This is a genomic window from Acinetobacter sp. 12966 (genome assembly GCF_031196995.1).
Lineage (GTDB): Bacteria > Pseudomonadota > Gammaproteobacteria > Pseudomonadales > Moraxellaceae > Acinetobacter > Acinetobacter geminorum.
In genome coordinates, this window is sequence record NZ_JAVIMC010000054.1 from 1 (window position 1) to 258 (window position 258).

The 258-nt window shown below is 45.3% G+C and carries 1 pseudogene; it reads right to left on the minus strand.

Annotated features, from left to right (window positions below):
* Window positions 1–258 (minus strand): annotated as a pseudogene (locus RFW85_RS07805) (energy transducer TonB); the annotation flags it as partial.

A 258-nucleotide genomic window follows, 5' to 3' on the forward strand; every position in this document is an offset into this window, starting at 1 on the left:
ACTCAGCACATCCACGCTACTCACCTGAACAACATCATCATGTTCAACTTGAGTGCTCGGTGCTTTGGAATATTCTTGCTGCATTGCGGGTGTTTTGACCCCACCACTTTTAGTTTCGCTATTGGTGTTTTGTGGCAACTGCTCAGTTTGCGTTTGTTCAAGAGCGGTTGAATTGAGTGGTTTATCGGTATGAGCCACTCGCCTTTCTGTAGGCTGCGCTGTTTGAGACGAAGCTAAATTGTTTAAAGTCGTTTTTGG